This window comes from Streptomyces sp. NPDC056835, assembly GCF_042789485.1.
Classification (GTDB): domain Bacteria; phylum Actinomycetota; class Actinomycetes; order Streptomycetales; family Streptomycetaceae; genus Streptomyces.
In genome coordinates this window covers 17,116-39,065 of the sequence record NZ_JBHUBB010000014.1, presented here as the reverse complement: position 1 = coordinate 39,065, position 21,950 = coordinate 17,116, and the positions used below count along the sequence as shown (strand labels likewise).

Sequence of the window (21,950 nt, the reverse complement as noted above, 5' to 3'; positions counted from 1 at the left end):
GTAGGGCGTTGCTTTGTATTCCCGGTACCTACGAGGAGCACCTGTGACCCAGACCAGTGAGAACGTCACCTGGCTCACCCAGGAGGCGTACAACCAGCTGAAGGCCGAGCTGGAGTACCTGTCTGGTCCCGCGCGCACGGAGATCTCTACGAAGATCGCGGCGGCCCGTGAGGAGGGCGATCTGCGGGAGAACGGCGGGTACCACGCGGCCAAGGAGGAGCAGGGCAAGCAGGAGCTCCGAGTGCGCCAGCTGACCCAGCTCCTGCAGAACGCGAAGGTCGGCGAGGCCCCGGCGGACGACGGGATCGTCGAGCCCGGCATGGTCGTGACGATCGCCTTCGACGGAGATCCGGACGACACCCTGGACTTCCTGCTGGCCTCGCGTGAGTACGCCAGCTCGGACATCGAGACCTACTCGCCGCAGTCCCCGCTGGGCAGCGGTGTGAACGGCAAGAAGGTCGGCGAGAACGCGGAGTACGAACTGCCCAACGGCAGGACCGCCTCCGTGAAGATCCTCAACGCCAAGCCCTACCAGGGCTGAGCCCAACGAGGGCTGAGCCCGACCGCGGCTGAGCCGACCACGGCTGAGCCCACCCACGGCTGAGCGCCACGAGGCCGCCGCTTGCCGGACCACGCGGTCCGGCAAGCGGATCCGTCAGCCCAGGATCGTGTAGCCCGCCTCCCGCAGCGCCGCCGCCACCTCCGTGCAGTGCGCGGGTCCCTTGGTCTCCAGATGCACTTCCACGTCCGCCTCCGTCAGCCCGAGCCGCGGATCGGTCCGTACATGGCTCACATCGAGCACATTGGCGTCGGCCACGGACAGCACCCCGAGCATCGTCGCCAGCGCGCCCGGCCGGTCCGTCACCCGCAGCCGCAGGCTCAGATAGCGGCCGGCCGCCGCCATGCCGTGGCGCAGGATCCGCTGCATCAGTACGGGGTCGACGTTGCCGCCCGAGAGCACCGCGACCACCGGGCCGTGGAAGGCGCCGGGGTCGCTGAGGAGCGCGGCCACCGGGCTCGCCCCGGCCGGTTCCACCACCAGCTTCGCCCGCTCAAGGCAGAGCAGCAGGGCGCTGGACAGCTCGTCCTCGGAGACCGTACGCACCTCGTCGACCAGTTCCTGGATCAGCTGGAACGGGATGTCACCGGGGCGGCCCACCTTGATGCCGTCCGCCATGGTGTGCGGTGAGTCGACCACCATCGGGCGGCCGGCGGCGAGCGAGGGCGGATACGAGGCGGCGCCCGCCGCCTGGACGCCGATCACCCGGACGTCGGGGCGCAGTGATTTCACCGCCAGGGCGATGCCCGCGGCCAGCCCGCCGCCGCCGATCCCGACGATGATCGTCCGTACCTCGGGGCACTGCTCCAGGATCTCCAGGCCGACCGTGCCCTGTCCGGCGATGATGTCCGGGTGGTCGAAGGGGTGGATGAAGACCGCTCCGGTGGTTCTGGCGTACTCCTGGGCCGCGGCCAGTGTCTCGTCCACGACCTGTCCGTGCAGCCGTACCTCCGCTCCGTAGTCGCGGGTCGCCGCGACCTTCGGCAGGGGCGCTCCGACCGGCATGAACACCGTCGACCGGACGCCGAGGAGGGTGGAGGCGAGCGCGACGCCCTGGGCGTGGTTGCCCGCGCTGGCCGCGACGACGCCCGCCGCGCGTTCCTCCGGGGAGAGGCCGGCGATCCGTACGTACGCGCCGCGCAGCTTGAAGGAGCCGGTCCGCTGAAGGTTCTCGCACTTGAGGAGGACCGGTGCGCCGACGAGCTGCGTGAGGTACCTGCTCCCCTCCATCGCGGTCGTCCGCGCCACGCCGGACAGCATCTTCTGGGCCCCTCGGATGTCGTCGAGGATCAGGGGGTGCGAGGGGTGATGCGCGGGGCGAGGCACCGGGCGGGACGTACCGAAGCTCATGACTGCCAGTCTCGCAGCTCACGGGCCGGGGGGTCGTCGGCGTCCACTGGGCGGTCTTTGGACCGGGCTCCGGACCGGATACAGGTACGGCGTCGGGTTTACGCAGGGAAGGTACGGTCCGAGCCGTCGCCGCGTACTCTGTCCCCCACCAACCGACCCCCGCACAAGAGAGCCCCAGCCATGCCCCCCATTCAGGACATGACTTCCGCTGCGTCGGTCTCCAGGGAGACGGCCTCCGAACCCTCGGACGACGCCGGCCTCCTCGATGCCCTCCAGCACCAGGTGGCCGTCTTCGCCCGGCGGGCCGAACAGACCCGGCTCGGCGGTGTGGGCCAGGTCCGCAACTCGATGGACCGTGCCGCGTATCTGCTGCTCAACCGGCTCGACCGGGAGGGCCCGATGGGCGTCAAGGCGCTGGCCGCCGGGATGGGCATCGACTCCTCGACCGTCACCCGGCAGGTCGCGCCGCTGGTCGACACCGGGCTGGTCAAGCGGACCTCGCATCCGGAGGACGGCCGCGCGGTCGTGCTCGAACTGTCGGCGCGCGGACTGGCCCGACTCGAAGAGGTCCGCTCGTCGCGGCGCGAGCTGATGGCGCAGGTCACGGGCGGCTGGACGGAGGAGGAGCGGAACTCCTTCACGACCCTGCTCACCCGGTTCAACGGCGCGCTGTCCGCGCGGGCGGCGGGACTGCCCTCCGGCGAGGGCGGTACGGGTGGCGGCGCCGGTGCGGAAGGTACGGGTGCTGAGGGCTGTACGGATGAGCCGGCCGCGGTGACGCCCTCTTGACCCTGGGCGCCTGACTGGCCTCATATGAGGTCGTGCGAGAGCGGCGGGCTGCCCTGGATCGCCGCCGCGCCCGGGAGTTCGAGACGTTCGCGGCGGGCGCGGCCGGCCGGCTGCTGCATGGGGCCGTACTGCTCACCGGCGAGCCGTCCGACGCCGCCCCGCGGGCCCAGCGCCTGCTGATCGCCGCGCTGTCCCGTACGTACGCGGAGTGGGACCGGCTCAGCGGTGACGACGGCGAGGATCCGTACGACCGTGCCCGCCGGGAGCTGGTGCTGCGCTTCGCCCGCGAGGCCGCCTGGCGCGATCCGGCCCGGCGCGGCCGTCGGGCGGGCGGCGTGCTCGGGGGGCTCGGCCCGCAGGAACGTGTCGTACTGGTGCTGCGCCTGTACGAGGGGCTGGCCGAGGAGCAGACCGCAGCGCTGATCGGTCTCCCCGTGGAGCGGGTCCGCGTGGTCTGCGCACGGGCGGTCGCGGCGATGCGGGAGCCGGCGCGGCGGCGCCGTACGAGGTCGGGCCCGTCCGGGCTCCGGGAGGCGGGCCCATGAGGGGCGCCGACCGGAAGCGGGCCGAGGTGCTGCGGATGATGCTGGAGCCGGTACGTCCCGACGTACCCGCCGAACTCGTCCGCCGCGCCACCGAACGCGGCGCCCGGCTGCTGCGCAGGCGCCGGGCCGCGCGGCGGGTGCTCTGGACGCTGCTGATCGTGGCGCTGGTCGTGTTCGGCGTCTGGGCGTCGGCGGCGCATCCGTGGTCGGTGCCGCCGGCGGAGACGACACCGCCGCTGGAGGACTGGTGAAGCACCCCCAGCGGCGGTGAGCGGTGAGCTTGAGCGGTGAGCGTTTCGGACGCTTCGGCGGTCGGCTTGACCGCCGAACGGTGAAGTGAGCGCTCAGCCCAGCGCCTGCTGGAGATCGGCCAGCAGATCGTCGCCGGACTCGATCCCCACGGAGAGCCTGACCAGGTCGGAGGGCACCTCCAGCGCCGAGCCCGCCGCCGAGGCGTGCGTCATCCGGCCGGGGTGCTCGATCAGGGACTCGACGCCGCCAAGAGACTCGCCGAGCGTGAACAGCTTCGCGCGGTCGCAGACCGCGACCGCCGCCGCCTCGCCGTCCTTGACCTGGAAGGAGATCATCCCGCCGAACGCCTTCATCTGCTTGGCGGCGATCTCGTGCCCCGGGTGCTCGGGCAGCCCCGGGTAGAGGACCTTGGAGACGCGGGGGTGCGTGGTGAGCATCTCGGTGATGCGCGCGGCGTTCTCGCTGTGCCGGTCCATCCGTACGGCGAGGGTCTTGATGCCGCGCAGCACCAGCCAGGCGTCGAAGGGGCCGGCGACGGCTCCCATCGCGTTCTGGTGGAAGGCCAGTTCGTCGGCCAGCTCCGCGTCATCGACGATCAGAGCGCCGCCGACGACGTCGGAGTGCCCGCCCATGTACTTCGTCGTCGAGTGGACGACGACGTCGGCGCCCAGCGCCAGCGGCTGCTGGAGGTAGGGGCTGGCGAAGGTGTTGTCGACGACGAGCCTCACCCCGGCCGAGCGCGCGATTCCGGCGAGTTGGGCGATGTCGGTGATGTTGAGGAGCGGGTTCGAGGGCGTCTCGACCCAGATCGCCTTCGTACGCGGGGTGAGCGCGGCCTGTACCGCCGCCGGGTCCGAGGTGTCCACGACCGAGAAGTCCACGCCCCAGCGGGAGACGACCTTCGCGAAGAGCCGGAACGTGCCGCCGTAGGCGTCGTTGGGGATCACCACGTGGTCGCCGGGCGCCAGCAGCGTACGCAGCAGGCAGTCCTCGGCGGCGAGCCCGGACGCGAAGGCCAGCCCGCGCCGGCCGCCTTCCAGGGCCGCGAGGTTCTCCTCCAGCGCGGTACGGGTCGGGTTGGCGCTGCGGCTGTACTCGTAGCCGCCGCGCAGGCCGCCGACGCCGTCCTGCTTATAGGTGGACACCTGGTAGATCGGCGGGACGACGGCGCCGGTGAGGGGGTCCGCGGTGTTGCCCGCGTGGATGGCGCGGGTCTCGAAGTGGTGCTGCTCGCTGGTGTGCTGGTGGCTCATGGGTCCCGAGCGTAGCGCCGGACGGCCACGCCACGGGCACGGCGCGGAACGCGGCGCGGGGGCGACCGGGGGCACGCCGGGGGCGGGCGGGTTCGGTCGCCGCGGCATCCGGGACAATGGGGCCATGGAGATTCTCTGGTTCCTGATCGCGATGGGTCTGCTGGCCGCGGTCATCGTTCCGTTCCTGCGGCGCGGCAGGGGCGGTATCCGCCAGGTCGCCCCGGGATCGCCCGATGCCGCCGACCCGGCCGCGTACGGCTTCGTACGGCAGGAGGCGCTGGACGTCCGGCTGCCGGGTCCCGACCAGGACCTCCTCGACGTACTCGACGTCGTACAGCGCACCCAGGACTGGCGCGCAGCCGCGCAGCTGCTCGCGGGCACCCCCAAGGAGGGCGAGGTGCGCTGGCAGCGCGTGCAGGCGTTCGCCGGGGCGGCCTCGCTGGAGCTCCAGGCGGCGTCGGCGGGTGCGCCCGCGAAGGCGGGGCCACAGGCACAGGCGCCGGTACAGGCACCGGTACAAGAAGGACAGCGCCCGGCGGGCGGAGCGTGGCTGCGGGCCTGGCGTGCGGAGTCGCCGAAGGACGCGGGCGGGGCGGCGGTGCACGCGGAGTTCCTGGTGCAGCAGGCGTGGCGGTCCTCGGCCGCCGGGACCGATGAGTTCCGGATCATCCTGGAGGAGGCCCGTACGGTGTGCGGCGAGGCGGCCCTGCTGGCGCCGGGTGACCCCGTGCCGTACATCATCGAACTGGCCGTGGCCCGTGGACTCGGCTACCCACCCGAGCAGTTCGACCAGCTGTGGGCGAAGGTGATCGACCGCGCTCCCACGCACATGGGGGCGCATCTGGCGGCGCTGCACTACTGGTGCGAGAAGTGGCACGGCTCCCGGGAGGAGGCCGACCGGTTCTCGACCACGGCCGCGGCGCGCGCGCCGCGGGGCTCGCTGCTGGCGGCGCTGCCGCTGTTCGCGGTGTACGAGCACCTTCCCGAGGTCAATCTGGTGCAGGGCTTCTATCGGAGCGCGGTGGTCACGAAGGCTGTGGAGGGAGCGCTCTTCGCGGTCCACGCGGCCCGGCAGGACGACCCGATGCTCCCGCACGTACGGCATCTGCTGATCCTCTTCCTCGTACGGTCCGAGCGCTGGGCGGAGGCGATGAACCAGCTGGTCCGGGTGGACGGCCATGTCGGGGCGCTGCCCTGGACGCACGACGGCGACCCGGCGGCGGAGTACACGGTGTACCGGGCGCTGGCGGTGGCGGGATACGAGGCGAACGGCGGCAGCCCGGCGACGCTGCCGCACTGAGCCACGGGCTCCGGGCCGGTCACCGTCACCTTCACGGCCACGGCCACCTTCACGGCAACGGCCACCGTCACGGCAACGGCCACCGTCACGGCCACGGCCACCGTCACGGAATGTCCGGGCCCCCTCGTACGTTCCTCTGAACAGGACCCCACACTTGAGGAGAGCCATGTTCCTGCGCCGCACACCCGAGCTCCCCACCCCCGAGCAGGCCCTCCGCGGCCGCCCGGAGCCTACGTTCGCGGTCCCCTCCCGCCACACGGTCCTCGGCAATCCGCTGCTGGGCCCGTACCCGGAGGGCGTGGAGATCGCCGACTTCGGCCTGGGCTGTTTCTGGGGCGCGGAGCGCACGTTCTGGCAGAAGGAAGGCGTCTGGACCACCCTGGTCGGCTACCAGGGCGGCTCCACGCCGAACCCCACCTACGAAGAGGTCTGCTCCGGCCTGACGGGCCACACCGAAGCGGTCCGCGTCGTCTACGACCCCAAGGTCGTCTCGTACGCCGACCTGCTGAAGCTCTTCTGGGAGTCCCACAACCCGACCCAGGGCTTCCGCCAGGGCAATGACGTCGGCACGCAGTACCGCTCGGCGGTCTATACACACACCCCGGCCCAGGCCGAAGCGGCGGAATCCTCCCGCGCGGCCTACCAGAAGGTCCTGACGGGCAACGGCTACGGCACGATCACCACGGAAATCCTCCCGGCGGAAGGCCGCACCTTCTACCCGGCGGAGGCCGAACACCAGCAGTACCTGGACAAGAACCCGGCGGGCTACTGCGGCCTCGGCGGCACGGGCGTCTCCTGCCCGATCGGCGTGGCCTCCGCCTGACGACCCGCCCGGCCCTCAGCCCGGTCCTGTCGCCCGGCCCACCGGACCGGGCAACAGGGCCGGGCTGCGCTGTCGGTTGAACTGCCCGACCGGCATCGCGAAGGCCGGTGGCCGAGCCCGGGGGTACGCGCGCGCCGGGGGTACGCGCGCGCCACCGGGATCGCGATCCGGCCACAAAGTCCGCAACCTCACGGTGCCCCAACTCGCAAGCTGACTAAAATGATCAGCGGGCTCAAAAGATCCTCCCGGCACAGACCAGCCGGGGGGGCGCAGCCCCGCTGCCACGTGTGGAGGTTCCGGTCACCTCGCAGTCGGCGAGTGCCACCGGCGGAGCCGTCCCGGCAGCAACCAAACGGCCGACAAGGGGGAGCAATGTCGTTCGAGCAAGAATGGGCTCAGCTCAAGAGCGCCGCAACCGAGCGACATTCGACGCAAATGCGCCTCAATCAACTCCCCGCCGAGGGAGGAGCCTCCACGCCGGACCTGGCCACGAGTCCCGCGAAGAAGAAGGCCGCGGCCAACACGATCGAAAATCACCTTGAGCCGGGAACCAAGTCGGCGGCGAACGCGGCCGATGAGCCCATCAAGACCGCGGTCGGCGAATTCAAGGGCTGGGACACCGGAGCCGGCTTGAAGAAGGCTCACGAACACTGGGACAGTCAGGTCAAGCGATTGATGGGCCGGCTGAGCTCTGAGAAGACGGGACTGCGGAACGCATCGGCGACGCTCATCGGCAACGATATTTCAATAGAGCAGAGTTTCGGTTCACCGCAGTCCAAGATCGCGGATCTCTGAGGAGAGCGATGCCAAGCTATTACGAGATCATGCAGATCAACCTCTCCACCCTCATCGACGCGGCAGATGGGTGGAAGGCAATGGCGGATAAATTCAAAAAACTTGAGGACGTGTACGAGAAGGAAGTGCAGGGCGTCGCTTCCGGAAATTCATGGACCGGCGAGAGCGCACTGTCCGCTTCTGCGAAATTCCGCATGACGCGCAATGAGTTCGACTCGGCACAGAAGGAAGCGCGCGCGATGGAATCGCTGCTGCGCGACGCTCACGGCCAGTTCACTGAACTCAAGGGAAGAGTGAAATCCGCCGTCACGGAAGCAACCGGCGCCGGCATGAAGGTATCCGACCAAGGAATCGCGAGCTACGACTTCAGCAAGGTCGACGCGGCTACCGCGAACAGCGTGCGCCATGATCCGGACCTTCGCGATATCGAGAACTCCTACACCAAGAAAATCATGGACGCGGTAAAGTCCATCGCCGATTATGATCTCGATGTCAAAGCTGCCCTGCTGAACGCTTCCGGCGCCGACGGGACCTCACCCTTCGGCTTCAATTCCAAGCCCGTCAACGACGTCGAGGCAATCGAAGCCCTCGCACTCACAGACAAGATCAACTCAGGCAATGCCTCGGCGAAGGAACTGGAGCGCTACAACGATCTGCTGCGCCAGAATTCCGACGAAAAGCACTTCAGCGAGGCATATCTGAACAGCCTGGGCGCAAAAGATACTCTGCTGCTTGCGGACAGGATGAACCTGGCAGCAAATGAAAGAGACATCTCGGCAAGCGACAAGAAGCTCTTCAACTCGATCAACGCGGGTCTTGCCGATACTGTCGCTTCCGGCACCAAGGATCCCGGCAGCTACGCCTACAGGCCTTTCATGAACGGGCTGAAGGCCGCGGGCGACGACGATCTCGACGGCGGCGCCTCGCCGACGTCCGGGTATCGAGTACTGGTCACGTTGATGTCGAACGGCGAGGGATACGGGAAGGAATTCCTCAACGAAGTCGGCGACGACATGATAAAGGCCGAGAAGTCGCAGCCGAACGCGTCGGTGAACTTCTATGACCCGTCCCGGCCGAATCTTGTCGCCGATCCACTCGATGGCCTGCTGAACATCATGAGCAAGCAACCCGATGCGTCAACCTATTTCCTTGATCCTGAGGCGCAAGGAAATAAGAACGACCATCTGGAGTACTTGCTGACGAAGCGCGAGTGGCCGGACAGCGCCATATCGGCCCCCGGCACCGCCCCCATCGACATGGGAAATCCTTACCAGGCCGCGGGCCTGGGAGCCGCCATAGAGGCAGCGTCCACCGGCCACGAACCGGGCGGACCTCCCGGCGAACCCGGTCCGCACTCCGAGGGCCAGGCGCGGGTCATGCACAACGCCATCAGGCTCCTGGACGACGAGATGGGCGGAGACGAATTCCCCAAGGATCTGGAGAATCTGCGCCAGCCGATGGCCAGGGCTCTCACCGACTACGTCGCCGACACCCATATCATCCTCGGCGGGCAGGAATCCGCCTACGGCGGCAGCTCCGGCAATGACGGCATCAACGGATCGGGAGACAAGTCACACCTCGCCGTGGGACAGGGGAGCCTCATACGCATCATGCGAGGCATCGCGGATGATGCCCCTTCCTATTCTCTGCTGTACGAAACAGAGCGAGCTTACTCGGCACAACAGCTCGCTGAAGCGCCCGCCTTCCATGGCGATAAGAACCACGGATCGAGCGCTGACTGGGATCACCGTGGACGAGAAATTGGCGTGGCGATGGGCGCCTTCAATGGAATTGGCGCCGATGTGTACAAGGATAAAATGGACGATCGAGTGGAGTGGGCCGAAGACACCTCCACATATTCGTCCATCGGGGCAAACGGCCTCATTGGCGAGATCCCCTTCGTGGGTACCGCTGGAGGTGCACTGATCGACTCCGTTGCATACGACTGGACCAAGGATGTTGTCAATACAGCCGAGGATCAGGGAAAAAAGGATTCCAGTGGGAACTTCTCCAAGGGCGTGGACGGAACAAATGCACTATTCGACGGGTGGCGAGAAAAGGAAAAATTCCCGGAGAACCACGGTGCTTTCGTCTCAGCAAAAGACAACGCAGGCGACGGTTACGATGCCGGTCGAGGCGCAGCCCGGGCGCACCTGCAATTCCCCTAGAATCCGCAACTCCCTGAACGTGTCTGCCGCCATCGCCGCATTCGCACTGGCAGCAACCTCCTGCACCACGGAAGCCCCCGATCCTCCGGTCAGCCATTCATGCAGCGACCCCGCCGAAAAAAAGCTCGTACAGCAACTGCTCAAAACGAGCGAATACAAAACCACCATTCGCAACACAGACTCCGACGTGTCGGAGAAAATGATGGATGAGTTGCGGCAGTGGAAACCCGGCGGCACAGAGTACACGACTCAGGTTTGCTCATACTCCCCGAAAATTCGTAGGACCAGCGGAGGCAATACCCTGCGCGTTGAATTCTATTGGACCTCCCGCAGCAACCCAAGCAAGTGGGGCCGCACCTCCCGCAGCTACTATAATTTCAATGGCATAACTGGAGAGTCCAATGAAACTCTCGCCAAGCTCCGCGTACAGTGCTCCCTGAAAGGCGAACTGGACGGTCCGTCAAAGCAGACGCTGCTCGGCGCAAGGGTCTCGAACACCGCATACGCAGGACCCGAGGTGAATCAGCAAGCGAGGGACCAGCAGATCCTCTTCCTCTACCTGATGACCCGGAAGGCCACCGAAGCCCTCGGCTGCGAGAACAATCCGCTGAAAGCGGACCCGATCGTCAAGGCTTACACCACCCCCGAGGAAGCAGCACAAGCCGGCAGTTAAGAACTCAGCTGGTGCGCGCCGGGCCACTCCGTACGCCAAGACCGGCGCAGCGCACTTGAGCCCATGTGCGTCTCGATGGACCAGGCGGAGTTCTCAGGCACCACCCTGTACGCCGGGCGACTGCATCACGCGGCGCACGGGCTGATTCATGTCCTCGGCTATCAAAACACCGCGGCCAATCTCACCGTCGGGCCCAACGCCATGCTGCTGCATCTCCCCTCGCGGCGGATGTCCCGGGAAAACTTCATCACGGCGGGGCGCAGTCCGGATGTCCTCAGCCGGATGATTGACGCCGTACGGCCGGTTCCCGCCACTGAGTGGGGTGGGACCACGTGGATGGGGTGGGACTCCGGGCAACGGGTCGAGGTGAATGGACGATCGAGTGGAGTGGGCCGAAGACACCTCCACATATTCGTCCATCGGGGCTAACGGCCTCATTGGCGAGATCCGGTTCGTGGGTACCGCTGGAGGTGCACTGATCGACTCCGTTGCAAACGACTGGACCAAGGATGTTGTCAATACAGCCGAGGATCAGGGAAAAAAGGATTCCAGTAGGAACCTTTCCGAGGGCATGGACGGCACCAATAAGCTGTTCGACAAGTGGGGCGAAAAGAATGGCATTCTGGAAACTGGCGCTTGGGACACAGCGAAGGATCATGCAAGTGAAGGCCACGATACCGGGCGAAACGCAGCCCGGGGCCACCGATCACACCCCTAAAGCCCTCAACCCCCTGAAGGCATCTGCCGCAGTCGCCGCAATTGTACTGGCAGCAGCCTCCTGCACCACAGAAAGCCCCGCTCCAGCAGCCAGTAATTCATGCGAACACGCCCCAGCTTCGACCGAAGCCAAGCTCGTGAGTCAACTACTCGGCACAGATGAATACAAGACCGGATACAGGGACGACTCCGGGCTGTCGGAGAAATTGACGGATGAGCTGCGACAGTGGAAGCCCGGCGGAACGGAGTATACGACTGACGTATGCCGATTCTCCCCGAAAGTCCCTAGGACCAGCGGAGGCAATACCCTGCGCGTTGAATTCTATTGGACCTCCCGCAGCAACCCAAGCAAGTGGGGCCGCACCTCCGGCAGCTACTATAATTTCAATGGCATAACTGGAGAGTCCGATGAAACTCTCGGCAAGCTTCGCGTGCCGTGCTCCCTGCCGGGCGAATTGAACGGCCTGTCAAAGCAGACGCTGCTCGGAGCAGATGTCTCGAACACCGCATACGAAGGACCCGAGGTGAATCAGCAAGCGAGGGACCAGCAGATCCTCTTCCTCTACCTGATGACCCGGAAGGCCACCGAAGCCCTCGGCTGCGAGAACAATCCGCTGAAAGCGGACCCGATCGTCAAGGCTTACACCACCCCCGAGAAAGCAGCACAAGCCGGCAGTTGAGAACTCAGCCGGTGCGCGCCGGACCACTCCGCACGCCGAGACCGGCGCAGCGCACGAGGTGTCCCCGGCAGCGGTCATGCCCACTTCACTTCGGCTCACCGCTGCCGATAACTTGAGCCCATGTGCGTCTCGATGGACCAGGCGGAGTTCTCAGGCACCACCCTGTACGCCGGGCGGCTGCATCACGCGGCGCACGGGCTGATTCATGTCCTCGGGTATCAGAACACCGCGGCCAATCTCGCCGTCGGGCCCAACGCCATGCTGCTGCATCTCCCCTCGCGGCGGATGTCCCGGGAAAACTTCATCTCGGCGGGGCGCAGTCCGGATGTCCTCAGTCGGATGGTTGACGCCGTACGGCCGGTTCCCGCCGCTGAGCGGGGTGGGACCGCGTGGATGGGGTGGGACTCCGGGCAACGGGTCGAGGTGTTCGACCACGACATCTATACCGTGCTCCTCGCCAGCGACCCGACGCTCCTCGAATCCGCCCTGATACAGGTGCCGTTACGCAGACGGCCGCGCCTGAATCCGCTCCTGCTTGAGTTCTACGCCGCCCACTACCCCGGCCACTCCCTCGCCGTGTGCTGCTTCGACAACGCCGAGGCGGAGCGGGCGAAGCCGCTGCTGATGTGGTACCGGCCGACGGCCCCCGACCGGCTGACCCTGCCCGCGCTGGACTGCCATACCGGCGAGCCGCCCGACCTCAACGCCGATGTGCCCGTGGACCATTGGGTGCTGCTCGGCACCGATGAGGCGCCGGAGGGGTGGGGGGAAGCCGTCGACTATCCGCCCGGGATGCGCCACCAGCTGCGGCAGTATCTGCCGGACACCGTCATGGGGTCCTATTTCGGCGGCTGTTCCCTCCCCAACGGGGACTTCGCCATCACCCACGACGATCTGCTCGCGGGTGACCTGGACCGCATACACCGGGTCCGTCCCCGCGTCTGAGTCCCCGCAACTGAGACCCCGTATCTGAGTCCCCGAGGGGGCATCGCACGTGCCGGCCTGGGGAAGGGCTCAGGGCATGGTCCTCTCCGTCGCTCATCTCAGTGATCCGCACGTCACCACCGGAGTGCTCGGCGCGGAACCGGCCGCCGGGTTGCGGCAGGCGCTCAGCAGGGTGCTGGCGCTGGACCCTCGGCCGGACTGTGTCGTCGTCACCGGGGATCTGGTCGAGCGGGGGCTGCCGGAGGAGTACGCCGTCCTGCGCGAGGTCATCGACGGATTCCCCCTGCCGCTGCATCTGGTGACGGGTAATCACGACAACCCCGAGGTGATGGTGGCCTCCGTCGGACTCGGCAGCGGCAGCGGCAGCGGCGACGGTGGCGGCAGCGAGACCGGCGGTCGCGCGTACTACGTCGTGGAGCACCCCCGTCTCACCGTCGTCGCCCTCGACTCCCACATCGCCGGATCCCCGGCCGGCCGGCTCGGCGAGCAGCAGCTCGCCTGGCTGGACGGCGTACTGGCGCGGCGGCCCGAGGACGTACCCGCGTTCGTCTGTCTCCACCATCCTCCGGTCGATGTCGGCATCCCGTTCCTCGACGGGATGCGGCTGCTCGACGGTGCCGCGCTCGGCGAGGTGGTGGCACGGCATCCGCGCGTGGTGCGGGTGGCGGCCGGTCATGTGCACCGGGTGGTCTCCTCGGCGTTCGCCGGGACGACGGTGGCGGTCGCGCCGAGTACGTACCGGCAGAGCGAGTTGTGCATGCGCGCCGACCGCATGATCGGGTATCTGCCCGAGCCGACCGCGTTCCTGCTCCATCTGGAGACGGCGACGGGCTGGGTCACCCATACGGTCCCCGTCAGCCATGCCGCCGCGCTGATCGGCGGGTACTGACGGCCGGCGGTCACCCCTCATGAGGACCGGCGGTCACGCCTCATGAGGACCGGCGATCACCCCTCGTGAGGACCTGCGACCACCCCCCGCCGGAATGTGACGCAGGGCACACCGGATGGAAAACCTCACGCCGGACCCGTACGTCTAGCCGGTGTGGGATCCAGCGGGAAGACACCAGCGGAGCTTGACGAGGAGCGACTCGTCAGGCTCGTCGCCAAGGGCGACCGCGCCGCGTTCGAGGAGCTTTACCGGCGTACGGCGCCATGGCTGGCGGTGCGGTTGCGTCGGCGGTGCGCCGATGAGCAGATCGTCGCCGAGGTCATGCAGGAGACATATCTGGCGGTATGGCGCGCCGCGAGCGCGTTCGCGGGGGCCGCGGTCGGCGGCACCGCCGTCGGATGGCTGTGGACGATCGCCGCGCGCCGGCTCGTCGACGCCTTCCGTCGGCGCGCGCACCAGGCCCGGCTGCCCGCGGCCGTGACCGCCGACGCCACCAGGCCGGCCGTCGCGCCCGCCGCCGAGGACGAGGCGCTGGCGGCGGCGGTCGACGGGGAGGTCGGTGACGCGCTGCGACGGCTCGCGCCCGAACTGCGCGACGTACTGCGGGCCATGGTGCTCGACGGGATGTCCGTACGGGAGACCTCCGTACTGCTCGGGGTGCCGGAAGGAACCGTCAAGACCCGCGCCCGGCGGGCACGGAGAGCGATGCGGGAGGCGCTGTCATGAGCGTGGAGGACCAGGTGGAACACCCGTCGGACCGGCTCATCGGCCGGTACGCGCGAGGCGACACGGAGGATACGGAAGAGTCGGAAGATACGGACAGGGAAGCCGGACAGAGGGGCACCGGAAGCGGAAGCGGCATCGCGCACGACGAGGTGTGGGCGCTCGAAGCCCATCTGGAGTCCTGCGCGAGGTGCCGCGCGCGCCTCGCCGCGGCCACCCGCCGCGCCACCCCGGCCGTGACCGCTCTCGTCGACGGCGTCTGGGCCGAGCTGACGCCACAGCTCCCGGCGATCGCGCCGATGCCGCGGCGCCGCCGGTGGGCCCTGCCGCTCGTGTCCTGGGCCTCACCGGTGATGGTGCCGTGGCTGTGCATGACCGTCCTCGTCACGCTGATCGCCGTGCTCCTCGACAGTCTGAGCGGCCAGGGCGTCTCCTTCGTGCTGCTGCTCGCCCCCGTACTACCCGTGTTCGGTGTCGCCGCCTCATGGTCGCGCGGCCTCGATCCGGCGTACGAACTCATCGCGGGCACCCCGCGCGCCGGACTCCAACTGGTGCTCCGGCGCACGACATCCGTACTCGTCGTGGTGATCTCCGCGCTGCTGGTGGCCGGTTGGGTGACCGGCGCCGGTGTCGCGCCGTGGCTCCTGCCCTGTCTGGCATTCACCACCGGCGCGCTGGCGCTCGGCGGACTGATCGGGGTGAGACGGGCCGCGATCGGGCTGGTGGCGGTCTGGGCGGCGGTGATCGTGGCGCCGACGGCGGCCATGAGCCGTACGCCCGTCGCCCTCCAGGCCGACGCCCTGCCCGTATGGGGCGCTGTCTTCGCGCTCGGGGTGGTCGTCGTGATCGCCCGCAGAGGCGCGTACTCCCTCCTCGGCGTCCACCGCTGAGACCGCCGGCCACACACACGCTTTCTCTTTCACCTCTCTCTTTCATCCCTCTCTTCCACCTCTCTCCTTCACCTCCCTCTTTCACCTCTCCACCCACCCGAAAGGGCCTTTCTCATGACCGAAGTGGTGACGACATGACGCGCGGTGTGACCGCCGCCGAAGTGGCGCCAAGGACCTACGCCTGGGAGATCCGGGCCGAAGGACTGCGGGTACGGGCCGGCGGCCGCAAGATGGCCGTCAACGGTCTCGATCTGGACCTCGGTACCGGAGTCCACGGTCTGCTCGGGCCCAACGGCGCCGGCAAGACCACCCTCATCCGCGCTCTCGCCACCGTGCTGCGGCCCGCCGACGGCACCCTCGAACTGCTGGGCACCCCCGCCGAGGCGCAGGCCGGACGGCGCGAGCTGCGCCGCCGTATCGGTTATCTGCCGCAGGAGTTCGGGTACTACCGGCGCTTCACCGTCCGCGAGTTCGTCGAGTACATGGCGTGGCTGAAGGAGATGCCCCGCGAGGAGATCCCCGGCGCGGTCCAGCGTGCCGTCGAGCGCGTGGGCCTCGCGGACCGCGCCGACGACCGGATGAAGACCCTCTCGGGCGGCATGGTGCGACGCGCGGGGATCGCGCAGGCGATCGTCAACGACCCGCGGATCCTGCTGCTCGACGAGCCCACGGCCGGGCTCGACCCGGCGCAGCGGCTGCGCTTCCGCGAGCTGCTGCATCAACTCGGCACGGACAGCTGTGTGGTCGTCTCCACGCATCTGGTCGAGGATGTCGCGGCGGCCTGTACGGACGTCGTCCTCATCGCGGACGGCGCGCTGGTGTTCCGGGGCACCCCGGAACAGCTCGCAGACGCGGGCGGCACCGAGCACCCCGGCGACAGCCCCATCGAGCGTGGTTACGCGGCGCTGCTCATGCGCTCCGAGCCGGGAAGAGGCACGTGGTGAGCCCGGAAACCCCCGCGCGGCCGGTACGCGCACCTCGAAAGGGCCGGATCCTGCGCATCGAACTCCGGCGCTCGGCCGCCCCGTTGGCCGGCTTCCTGCTCCTGCTCGTCGCGTTCGCGTTCCTCCAGCTGGTCGGCGGACCGTGGTGGGAGGGCGCCGAGAACTGGACGGAGCAGTGGACCTCCACCGCTTGGTGGCAGCGGTTCACGATGGTGCTCCTGTGGCCCCTGGCGGTGACCGCCGGAGCGGTGCAGGGGATACGGGACCGGCGCTCCGGTACGTCCGAACTCCTCTCGACCACACCGCGCCCGGGGTGGCACCGCGCCACTACGATCGCGGGCGCGCTCGCGCTCACGCTGACCGCCGCCTATGTGCTGGTGTTCCTCTACGGCGGGGTGCGGGTGCTCGTCAACGACGGTTACGTCCACCTCGGCTGGCTGCCGGTCCTGGCGGTCGGGGCACTGGCGCTGGTCGCGGGCGCCCTGCTGGGCATGGGGGTCGCCAGGGCCGTACCGTCCGCGCTCACTCCACCGCTGCTCGCGCTGGGAACCCTGACGGCGGTGCTGGCCGTGCACGAGACGGTCACCCCCGGCATGGTGCCGAACCGGATCGTGCTCCTGTCCCCCGCGCTCTCCCAGGTCTACAGCACGTTCCTGACCGTCACCTGGCGCGTCCACGCCGGACAGACCGTCTGGCTGCTCGGACTGGCGGCGACCGGGTTCCTCCTGCTCGTGGCCGGGAGGCCGCGCGCCCGGCTGCTCGGGCTGCTGCCCGTAGTGCTGGGCGCGGCCGTCGCGGTGCCGCTCCTGCCGGCCGACTCCGCGCGCAACTACGCGCTCGACAAGGCGGCGACGGCGCTGGTGTGCGAGGGCCGCGTCTGTGTGACGAAGCTGCACGAACCCCGGCTGGCCGCGCTCAAGGGGCCCGGCGAGGAGGCCCTGCGACTGCTGGGACGGCTGCCCGACGCGCCGTCGGCGGTGCGCGAGAGCGTCGATCCGTGGCCCAGGGAGAAGGACGGGGGGACGAAGGCGCCCCGTCGCGGTGACGTCGTACCCGTCGACTTCGATGCCCAGGCCCTCGACGGCGCGACGAAGGACGCGTACACCCGCGCCCTGCTTGCGGGCGCCGGTACGGCGCCCTGTCTCGACACGGACATGAGCGACGCGACCGATGAGCAGGTGCGGGCGTACGACGAGACCAAGGCCGTACGCGAGGTGGCCGCGCGGACCGTGGCCGCCGCCTGGTTCACCGGTGATCTGAAGCCCTTGCGCGGTACCACCCAGCTGCTCGCCGACGCCGACGCCGATGCCGACGCACTGGCAGGGACCGCCTGGGACGCGCTGCGCGCCCTGCCCCCGGACGTACAGCGCGAGCGGATGACGGCCCTGCGGACGACCGCGCTCTCCTGCGACGGTGACCTGCTGGACGTACTGAAGGACGGCGGTCCACGGTGAGACGGCGGCAGCAGGAACGAAGGGCGGCGGCCCCCACCCGCCGTCCGTCCGCTCACCGTCCGTCCACCCACCGTCCGCACACCCACCGGCCCTCCACCCGCTGGCTGATGCTGTACGCGCGCTCCCGCCAAGTCCCCGCGTCGCTCGCCGCCGCGCTGCTCGCCACCGTCGCCACCTGGTCGCTCACCCGGGGCGCCGGGTCCGGCGATCCGAGGACTCAGGTCCTGCTGCTGACCTCCGTGGTGGCGGCGGCCACGGTCGGCCTGAGCGGGCAGGACCGCGCGCTCGACCGTACGGCGGCGATCCGCTGGGCACCCCGGCGCGCGGCACATGTGCTGCTCATCGGGGTGCTCGCCGGGGCGGTGCTGCTCGCCCTCCTGGCCGCCGGTGACGAGCCGGTGCGGGCCGGAACTCTCCTGCGGAACAGCGCCGGTTCGGCGGGGCTCGCCGCGATCGGGGCGGCGCTGTGGGGCGGCCGGTACGCCTGGGCCCTGCCCTTCGGCTGGTGCGCGGTGGCGCTGTTCCTGCCGCCCACGGGCGGGGTGGCGGCCCAGGTCGCGACCTGGCTGTTCCAGCCGTCGGGTACGACCGCCGCGGCCGGGACGGCGGTCGCTCTCGCCGCGGGCGGCGGGCTGCTCTACGCGCTGGCCGGGCCCCGGCGCTGACCGGCCCTATACCGCGGCGGCGCCCCACCGGACGTACAACTCTGCGAACCTGACAGCATCGTTCACCCGCCCGACACCTGCCCGATGATCCAATGCCACTGGGCGGTACCGGCAGAGGTGAGTGGATATGCCCGATCCACCGCGGGCGCCCGGAGGGACCGCGGGCCGGCGCGACACCATCTGGAGACCGTATGACCGACTCAGCCCGTACGCAGCACCGGCCTGACGGCCACCGTCCCGCACGGGCCGGCAGGCGCCCCGGCGGCGCGGCGCGCGGTCTCGCCGCCGGACTGGCGGCGGGCGCTCTCGCGTTGGGCGGTGTCGTCGCGACCGGTTCCCCCGTCGGCGCGGCCTCCGCGGGTACGACAGGCACAGCGGGAGCGGGAGCCAAGAGCGCCGCTCTCAAGGCCAAGGCCGGCGACCTCCTCGAAGTCTCGCTCGACCAACTGCGCCCCACCCAGCCCTCCGTGGGGTTCGACCAGATCTATTACAAGCTCGGCCGCTACAGCAGCCCCAAGGACGAGCGGAACGGCGACTTCAACAAGCGGTTCGACGACTGGTGCGAGACCAATGGCCAGGAGGAGGCGGCGACGGTGTCGCCCGGCGCCAAGCTCTCCGACCCGTCCAGCTTCACCTGCACCGTCCCGGTCGGCCAGGAGACGGACGAGACGCGCGCCGCGATGAAGACGGTCGTCATCGGCCCCGGCGGCGAGCTGTATCTCACCGACGGACACCACTCCCTGACGTCCTTCCTCGAAACGCCCGACGGCGGCCCGAAGACGCGTATCCGGCTGCGCGTCGCCGACAATCTGAGCGGCCTGTCGCCCGACGCCTTCTGGCGGACCATGCGGGAGAAGAAGTGGGTCTGGCTGCGCGACGCGAACAACAAACCCATCACCACTGACCAGCTCCCCCAGCGCCTCGGCCTGGCCCACTTCCAGGACGACCGCTACCGCAGCCTCGTCTACTTCACGCGCGACATCGGCTACCAGGCTCCCGCGGAGACGGCGGAGTACCTGGAGTTCCTGTGGGGCACCTGGCTGCGCGACCGCGTGGACCTCGACTCGTACGACGTCAACTCCCCCGCCTCCTATCTGACCGCCGTCCGCGCCGCCTCCGAGGCCATGTCCGGCACGGCCGGTGACACCGTCATCGCCGACGGCCGCACCGCCGACGAGCTGGGCCGGATGCCGGAGTGGAACGCCGGGAAGAAGCCGACCGGCGGTGAGTTCGGCAAGCTGAGCGCCCCGATCTCCGACGACAAGCCCGGCAAGCTCGCGTACGCGCTGGACTTCCGCGCCCTGGTTCCGGCCGCGCCCACCTGCACGAAGACGCTGACCGGCAAGCACACCGGCCCGCTGGTCGTCTCCTCGGGCGTCGTCTGCCTGAACGGCACGCGGCAGACCGGACCTGTCGTGGTCACCGGGGGCGCGAGCCTGGTCGCGAAGGGCGCGGACATCACCGGGCCCGTCCAGGCGGTCGGCGCCGACACCGTGCAGATCTGCGGCACCTCGCTGACCGGTCCCCTCTCCGTGGTCAACACCAAGCAGCGGCTGACCCTGTCGGGCCCCGGCTGCACCCCGAACACCCTGAACGGACCGGTCCAGCTGGTCGGCAACCGCTGACCGCACCCGAGGCGACGGGTGGGGCGGGCCGGCCCCACCCGTCGGTCAGAGCTTCGCCTGAAAGACCCCGGCGGGCCGCTCCCGCCGATAGCCGAGCGCCTCGTTCATCGCCAGCATCGACACGTTGTCGTCGGCGACGGTGGTACGGATCTCCCGTACGCCCGGGTGCAGTTCGCGCAGCCGCCCCAGCAGATGCCGCTTGACGGCGCGGCCCAGGCCCCGGCCCCGGTGGGTGGGGACGACCACCGTGTCGTACTGGAGCGCGCGGGTGTCCGACGGGTCGGTCAGGACGACCTCGGTGTAGGCGACGACGGCGTCGTCCCGCTCGGTGTCCAGGACGGCCGAGGTGAGGACGATCCCGCCGCGCCGCTCGATCAGCCGGGCCGCGGTCCGTACCCGTTCCACGTCCCAGCTCGGTGTGTGTTCGTCCAGCTGTCTGCTGGGCCCCGACACGTCGCGTCTCGCGCCGTGGGCGCGGGCGAACGCCTCGGCCGTCCCGTCGGGCACGACGCCCGACCAGCCCGCGAAGCGCAGCCCCTCGGGCAGGGCGGGCCGCGGAATCTCCTCAAGCGCCTGTGCGACGCGCTGCACGTACCAGCCGAGGCGCAGCACATTGGTGAAGCCGAGGCTGTCGACGAACGCCTCGCCCGCGCCGCCGAGTTCCAGAACGGTCGAGACCGAGGAGCGTCCCCGGGCGGCGAGTTCGGCGCGTATCGCCGTCCAGAGCGTCGCCCCGATGCCGCGCCGCCGGGCGTCGGGGCGTACCACCAGGGCGTCCAGGAAGGCTGTGTGCCGGTTGGCCTCGTCGGTGAACAGCAGCAGCGAGGCGACGCCCTCGTACGTGCCGTCCTCCCCCGCCACCACGAGGTGCACGTTCCGCCCGCTCACCGGCGGAATCCGCAGCTTTCCCTCCGTCTCGGTCCTGCTCGGCTCGGGCGCGGAGGCCGGCAGATCACGGACATGGGCCGCGCTGATCACCGCGTGCCAGGCGTCGGTCTCGGCGTCCGAGGGCGGGCTTCCCAGTGTGATCAGCATGGGTCGAACCTACGCGTACGTGGGTGGTGACGCCCCCGACTTTCGGAGACATCCGGGCGGAACCGGGCCGTACGTCAACGCTCGTACGGCGGCGGGACCGGGCCGTACGTCAACGCCCGTACGGCCCGGCGCGTGCGCCACTCGCGGTGTCAGGCCGCGGCGTTCTCGGTGATCGTGACCCGTCCCTTGCGGATCGTGGCGAGCCGTGGAGCGCGACGGGCGATCGAGCTGTCGTGAGTGACCATGATGAAGGTCAGGCCGTGCTCTTTCCAGAGGCCCTCCAGCAGTTCCATGATCTCGTCACGCATCGACTCGTCGAGATTTCCCGTGGGTTCATCGGCGAGCAGCACCTTCGGCCGCTTGACGAGCGCGCGGGCGATCGCGACGCGCTGCTGCTGGCCGCCGGAGAGCTCGCCGGGCACATGGCCGAGCCGTTCGCCGAGGCCGACGGAGCCCAGCGCCTCCGCCGCGCGTTCGCGCCGGGCCGCGCCCTTGAGGCCGAGCGGCACCAGCGCCGTCTCGACGTTCTCCTGCGCGGTCAGCGTGGGGATGAGGTTGAAGCTCTGGAAGACGAAGCCGATGCTCTCCGCCCGTACCTTGGTGAGCCTGGCCTCCGGCAGCTTGGCCAGATCCACCCCGTCGAATTCGACGCTGCCCTGCGTCGGCCGGTCGAGGCCGCCGAGCATCTGGAGGAGCGTGGACTTTCCCCCGCCGGTCGGGCCCTGGATGACGAGCCGGCCGCCGTCCTCGATGGTCAGATCGACGCCGGCGAGCGCGTCGACGGTCTTCTTGCCGCGCGAGTAGCGCTTGGTGACGCCTCTGAGCTGGTACACGGTTCAACTCCTGCTGTGCGAAATCCTGCTGTTCGAAATCCTG

At 69.2% G+C, this 21,950-nt stretch carries 22 protein-coding genes; 18 read left to right on the top strand and 4 right to left on the bottom strand.

The window, feature by feature from the left end; translation table 11 throughout:
* Window positions 1-43: 43 nt before the first annotated feature.
* Window positions 44-541 (top strand): transcription elongation factor GreA, encoded by a 498-nt coding sequence (gene greA, locus ACFRMN_RS17975; RefSeq protein ID WP_365747062.1) that lies wholly within the window; start codon window positions 44-46, stop codon window positions 539-541.
* A gap of 114 nt (window positions 542-655) precedes the next feature.
* Here the strand turns inward: greA and ilvA are convergent, their stop codons facing one another.
* The gene (gene ilvA / locus ACFRMN_RS17970) at window positions 656-1,909 is read right to left on the bottom strand and encodes a threonine ammonia-lyase (RefSeq protein WP_383020239.1); all 1,254 of its coding nucleotides are present in this window, start codon (window positions 1,907-1,909) and stop codon (window positions 656-658) included.
* A 180-nt stretch (window positions 1,910-2,089) separates the two neighbouring features.
* Between ilvA and ACFRMN_RS17965 the strand changes: the two genes are divergently transcribed.
* From ACFRMN_RS17965 to ACFRMN_RS17955, 3 genes are read left to right on the top strand one after another with little or no spacing between them, the layout of a single operon-like run.
* Window positions 2,090-2,698, top strand: coding sequence for a MarR family winged helix-turn-helix transcriptional regulator (locus tag ACFRMN_RS17965; RefSeq protein WP_383020236.1), 609 nt, complete (start codon window positions 2,090-2,092; stop codon window positions 2,696-2,698).
* Window positions 2,699-2,730: 32 nt separating this feature from the next.
* Window positions 2,731-3,243: a sigma factor-like helix-turn-helix DNA-binding protein gene (locus ACFRMN_RS17960; RefSeq protein ID WP_383020233.1), complete on the top strand. Its 513-nt coding sequence runs from the start codon at window positions 2,731-2,733 to the stop codon at window positions 3,241-3,243.
* Window positions 3,240-3,494 carry a hypothetical protein gene (locus ACFRMN_RS17955; RefSeq protein WP_383020230.1) on the top strand — a complete coding sequence of 85 codons (255 nt, stop codon included), beginning with the start codon at window positions 3,240-3,242 and terminating at the stop codon, window positions 3,492-3,494. Before ACFRMN_RS17960 ends, ACFRMN_RS17955 begins: the two co-directional genes overlap by 4 nt.
* 93 nt (window positions 3,495-3,587) lie before the next feature.
* On the opposite strand, the gene ACFRMN_RS17950 is transcribed toward ACFRMN_RS17955, so the two are convergent.
* Window positions 3,588-4,748: a cystathionine gamma-synthase gene (locus ACFRMN_RS17950; protein ID WP_383020227.1), complete on the bottom strand. Its 1,161-nt coding sequence runs from the start codon at window positions 4,746-4,748 to the stop codon at window positions 3,588-3,590.
* 124 nt (window positions 4,749-4,872) lie between these two features.
* Here ACFRMN_RS17950 and ACFRMN_RS17945 point away from each other — a divergent pair, with 124 nt between their 5' ends.
* From ACFRMN_RS17945 to ACFRMN_RS17880, 14 genes are all read left to right on the top strand, one after another.
* Window positions 4,873-6,048, top strand: a complete 1,176-nt coding sequence (locus ACFRMN_RS17945; RefSeq protein ID WP_383020225.1) for a hypothetical protein — start codon at window positions 4,873-4,875, stop codon at window positions 6,046-6,048.
* 166 nt (window positions 6,049-6,214) lie between these two features.
* Entirely contained in the window at window positions 6,215-6,871 is a 657-nt protein-coding gene (gene msrA / locus ACFRMN_RS17940) for a peptide-methionine (S)-S-oxide reductase MsrA (protein ID WP_383020222.1), read from the top strand.
* 372 nt (window positions 6,872-7,243) lie between these two features.
* The gene (locus ACFRMN_RS17935; protein ID WP_383020220.1) at window positions 7,244-7,666 is read left to right on the top strand and encodes a hypothetical protein; all 423 of its coding nucleotides are present in this window, start codon (window positions 7,244-7,246) and stop codon (window positions 7,664-7,666) included.
* Between the two features lie 8 nt (window positions 7,667-7,674).
* Window positions 7,675-9,834, top strand: a complete 2,160-nt coding sequence (locus tag ACFRMN_RS17930; RefSeq protein ID WP_383020217.1) for a hypothetical protein — start codon at window positions 7,675-7,677, stop codon at window positions 9,832-9,834.
* Window positions 9,835-9,853: 19 nt separating this feature from the next.
* Entirely contained in the window at window positions 9,854-10,507 is a 654-nt protein-coding gene (locus tag ACFRMN_RS17925) for a hypothetical protein (RefSeq protein WP_383020213.1), read from the top strand.
* Between the two features lie 662 nt (window positions 10,508-11,169).
* The gene (locus tag ACFRMN_RS17920) at window positions 11,170-11,904 is read left to right on the top strand and encodes a hypothetical protein (protein WP_383020210.1); all 735 of its coding nucleotides are present in this window, start codon (window positions 11,170-11,172) and stop codon (window positions 11,902-11,904) included.
* Between the two features lie 120 nt (window positions 11,905-12,024).
* On the top strand, window positions 12,025-12,849 hold the full coding sequence (locus ACFRMN_RS17915; RefSeq protein WP_383020207.1) for a hypothetical protein: 825 nt from the start codon (window positions 12,025-12,027) through the stop codon (window positions 12,847-12,849).
* Window positions 12,850-12,925: 76 nt separating this feature from the next.
* Window positions 12,926-13,738, top strand: coding sequence for a phosphodiesterase (locus ACFRMN_RS17910; RefSeq protein ID WP_383020587.1), 813 nt, complete (start codon window positions 12,926-12,928; stop codon window positions 13,736-13,738).
* 153 nt (window positions 13,739-13,891) lie between these two features.
* The gene (locus ACFRMN_RS17905; protein WP_383020205.1) at window positions 13,892-14,464 is read left to right on the top strand and encodes an RNA polymerase sigma factor; all 573 of its coding nucleotides are present in this window, start codon (window positions 13,892-13,894) and stop codon (window positions 14,462-14,464) included.
* A complete protein-coding gene (locus ACFRMN_RS17900) occupies window positions 14,461-15,351 on the top strand; it encodes a zf-HC2 domain-containing protein (RefSeq protein WP_383020201.1) in 891 nt (296 codons plus the stop codon). Before ACFRMN_RS17905 ends, ACFRMN_RS17900 begins: the two co-directional genes overlap by 4 nt.
* Window positions 15,352-15,485: 134 nt before the next feature.
* Window positions 15,486-16,295 (top strand): ABC transporter ATP-binding protein, encoded by an 810-nt coding sequence (locus ACFRMN_RS17895; protein ID WP_383020198.1) that lies wholly within the window; start codon window positions 15,486-15,488, stop codon window positions 16,293-16,295.
* Complete coding sequence (locus tag ACFRMN_RS17890) at window positions 16,292-17,749, top strand: hypothetical protein (protein ID WP_383020195.1); 1,458 nt, start codon at window positions 16,292-16,294, stop codon at window positions 17,747-17,749. Before ACFRMN_RS17895 ends, ACFRMN_RS17890 begins: the two co-directional genes overlap by 4 nt.
* 107 nt (window positions 17,750-17,856) lie before the next feature.
* Window positions 17,857-18,414: a hypothetical protein gene (locus ACFRMN_RS17885; RefSeq protein WP_383020584.1), complete on the top strand. Its 558-nt coding sequence runs from the start codon at window positions 17,857-17,859 to the stop codon at window positions 18,412-18,414.
* A gap of 191 nt (window positions 18,415-18,605) precedes the next feature.
* Window positions 18,606-20,039: a ParB/Srx family N-terminal domain-containing protein gene (locus tag ACFRMN_RS17880; protein ID WP_383020193.1), complete on the top strand. Its 1,434-nt coding sequence runs from the start codon at window positions 18,606-18,608 to the stop codon at window positions 20,037-20,039.
* A gap of 45 nt (window positions 20,040-20,084) precedes the next feature.
* Here ACFRMN_RS17880 and ACFRMN_RS17875 read toward each other — a convergent pair whose 3' ends face one another.
* Both ACFRMN_RS17875 and ACFRMN_RS17870 read right to left on the bottom strand, forming a co-directional pair.
* Window positions 20,085-21,074, bottom strand: coding sequence for a GNAT family N-acetyltransferase (locus ACFRMN_RS17875; protein WP_383020190.1), 990 nt, complete (start codon window positions 21,072-21,074; stop codon window positions 20,085-20,087).
* Window positions 21,075-21,223: 149 nt separating this feature from the next.
* Entirely contained in the window at window positions 21,224-21,907 is a 684-nt protein-coding gene (locus tag ACFRMN_RS17870; RefSeq protein ID WP_351394618.1) for an ABC transporter ATP-binding protein, read from the bottom strand.
* Window positions 21,908-21,950 lie beyond the last annotated feature (43 nt).